At 63.0% G+C, this 2,872-nt stretch carries 3 protein-coding genes and 1 pseudogene; all 4 read left to right on the forward strand.

Annotation, left to right across the window (positions count from 1 at the left end; all coding sequences use genetic code 11):
- Positions 1 to 306: amidase family protein (locus HX823_RS31320; RefSeq protein WP_256350346.1), on the forward strand; the 306-nt coding region annotated here is incomplete at its 5' end.
- An 11-nt stretch (positions 307 to 317) separates the two neighbouring features.
- A complete protein-coding gene (locus HX823_RS31325) occupies positions 318 to 1,196 on the forward strand; it encodes a polysaccharide deacetylase (protein WP_003234086.1) in 879 nt (292 codons plus the stop codon).
- Between the two features lie 24 nt (positions 1,197 to 1,220).
- A pseudogene (locus HX823_RS31330) lies at positions 1,221 to 2,512 on the forward strand (MFS transporter).
- 10 nt (positions 2,513 to 2,522) lie between these two features.
- A partial coding sequence (locus HX823_RS31335; protein ID WP_177078509.1) for an SDR family NAD(P)-dependent oxidoreductase occupies positions 2,523 to 2,872 on the forward strand: 350 nt, incomplete at its 3' end.

Below are 2,872 nucleotides of genomic sequence, written 5' to 3' on the forward strand. Positions count from 1 at the left end.
CGCCGTCGCCTGCAACAGCAACTGGTCGACGACCTCGACGGCGCCATCCTGATCACCCCCACCGTCGCCCACGTCGCACCCGCATTGGCACCGCTGGAAGCCGACGACGACCTGTTTGTGAACACCAACCTCGCCACCCTGCGCCTGACCATGCCCGGCAGTTTGCTCGACATGCCGGGCGTGAACCTGCCCAGCGGCCGCGATGCCCAGGGCCTGCCCACCGGGCTGCTGCTCAGCGCCCCGACGGGGGAAGACGCTCGCCTGCTGCGCGCAGCGTTGTCCGTCGAATCCGTACTCAACGTTTAAGGAGACACATCATGGCTAAAGACATTCTCTGTGCATTCGGCGTCGACGTTGACGCCGTCGCCGGCTGGCTCGGTTCCTACGGCGGCGAAGATTCGCCGGACGACATCTCCCGTGGCCTGTTCGCCGGGGAAATCGGCGCGCCGCGCCTGCTCAAGCTGTTCGAACGCTACGGCCTGCGCACCACCTGGTTTATCCCAGGCCACTCGATGGAAACCTTCCCCGAGCAAATGAAAGCCGTGGCCGACGCCGGTCACGAAATCGGCGTGCACGGCTACAGCCACGAAAACCCCATCGCCATGACCGCCGAGCAGGAAGAAATCGTCCTGGATAAATCCATCGAGCTGATCACCCAGGTCACCGGTAAACGCCCAACCGGCTACGTGGCGCCGTGGTGGGAATTCAGCAAGGTCACCAACGAACTGCTGCTGAAAAAAGGCATCAAGTACGACCACAGCCTGATGCACAACGACTTCCACCCCTACTACGTGCGCAAGGGCGACAGCTGGACCAAGATCGACTACAGCCAGCACCCCGACACCTGGATGAAACCCCTGGTGCGCGGCGAAGAAACCGACCTGGTGGAGATCCCGGCCAACTGGTACCTGGACGACCTGCCGCCGATGATGTTCATCAAAAAAGCCCCCAACAGCCACGGCTTCGTCAACCCGCGTCACCTGGAAGAAATGTGGCGCGACCAGTTCGACTGGGTCTACCGCGAACACGAACACGCGGTGTTCACCATGACCATCCACCCCGACGTCTCCGGCCGCCCGCAAGTGCTGCTGATGCTGGAGCGCCTGATCGAACACATCCAGAGCCATGCCGGCGTGCGCTTCGTCACCTTTGACGAAATCGCCGACGACTTCATCCGCCGCCAACCCCGTACCTGACCCCTTATTCCTGAGGCGCGACCCATGTCCATCTACAACAAGCTTGACCTGACTGGCTGGAAACCCCGGCAACTGACGTCCAAGGAGGTGCGTTTCGCCACCTGGATCGCGTTTTTCGCCTGGGTGTTTGCGGTGTATGACTTCATCCTGTTCGGCACCTTGTTGCCGGAGATCGGTCGGCATTTTGGCTGGGGTGAAGTGGAGCAAGCTGAAATCGCGACGTGGGTGGCGGTGGGCACGGCGGTGGTCGCGTTTGCCATCGGCCCGGTGGTGGACAAATTGGGGCGGCGCACCGGGATTATCTTCACCGTGGCCGGTTCCGCGCTGTGCTCGGCGCTGACGNNGGCGGTTTGGGTTATGCCGAGGAAACCGTCAACGCCACGTATTTGAGTGAGTTGTATGGCGCCTCTGAGGATCCGCGCCTGACCAAGCGCCGGGGTTTTATCTACAGCCTGGTGCAGGGCGGCTGGCCGGTGGGTGCTTTGATTGCCGCCGGTTTGACCGCGCTGTTGCTGCCGGTCATTGGCTGGCAGGGCTGCTTCATCTTCGCCGCGATCCCGGCCATCGTCATCGCGATCATGGCGCGCAAGCTCAAGGAGAGCCCGCAGTTCCAGATCCACCAGCGCATCAGCCAATTGCGTAAAAGCGGCGCCGTCACAGAAGCGCAAAACGTCGCCGCCACCTACGGCGTGGACTACGACGAACACAGCAAGGCGGGCCTTAAAGCCGCGTTCCGTGGCCCGGCGCGTCGCGCCACCTTAGTGATTGGCGCGGCACTGTTGCTCAACTGGGCGGCGATCCAGGTGTTCAGCGTGCTCGGTACCTCGGTGATCATCAGCGTGCACCACATCTCGTTCGAGAACTCGCTGATCATCCTGGTGCTGTCGAACCTGGTCGGCTATTGCGGTTACCTGAGCCACGGCTGGATGGGCGACAAGATCGGCCGTCGCAATGTCATTGGCCTGGGCTGGATGCTCGGCGGCCTGTCGTTTGCCGGGATGCTGTTTGGCCCAAGCAATATGCCGATGGTGGTCGGGCTGTACAGCCTGGGCCTGTTCTTCCTGATCGGGCCGTACTCGGCGGCGCTGTTCTTTATCAGCGAGAGTTTCCCCACCAGCATCCGCGCCACCGGTGGCGCAATCATCCATGCCATGGGCCCGATTGGTGCGGTAGTCGCAGGTTTTGGCGCGACCCAGGTGTTGTCCGCGGGCAGCGACTGGCAGACCGCCGCGCTGTGGTTCGGTGCGCTGCCGTGCTTCCTGTCTGGCGCCTTGATGTTTGCCGCACGTCATGTGCGTCCGGAAACCGTTCAGTAAGGAGTGTTCGATGAGCCGTAAAGTTGCCTTGATTACCGGTGCCGCCAGCGGCATCGGCCAAGCCCTCGCCGTGGCCTATGCGCGCAACGGCGTGGCGGTGGTCGGCGGGTATTACNNGACCACCGTCAGCCTTGTGGCAGAGGCGGGCGGCGAGTGCCTGATGCTGCCGTTGGACGTGGGTGACACCGCTTCTGTCGATGCGCTGGCCGCGCAAGCCGTCCAGCATTTCGGCCGACTCGATTATGCCGTGGCCAATGCCGGCCTGCTACGCCGCGCACCCTTGCTGGAGATGACCGACGCGCTGTGGGACGAGATGCTCAATGTCGACCTCACGGGGGTGATGCGCACCTTCCGCGCGGC

This window comes from Pseudomonas sp. P7759 (assembly GCF_013386445.1).
Lineage (GTDB): Bacteria > Pseudomonadota > Gammaproteobacteria > Pseudomonadales > Pseudomonadaceae > Aquipseudomonas > Aquipseudomonas azotoformans_A.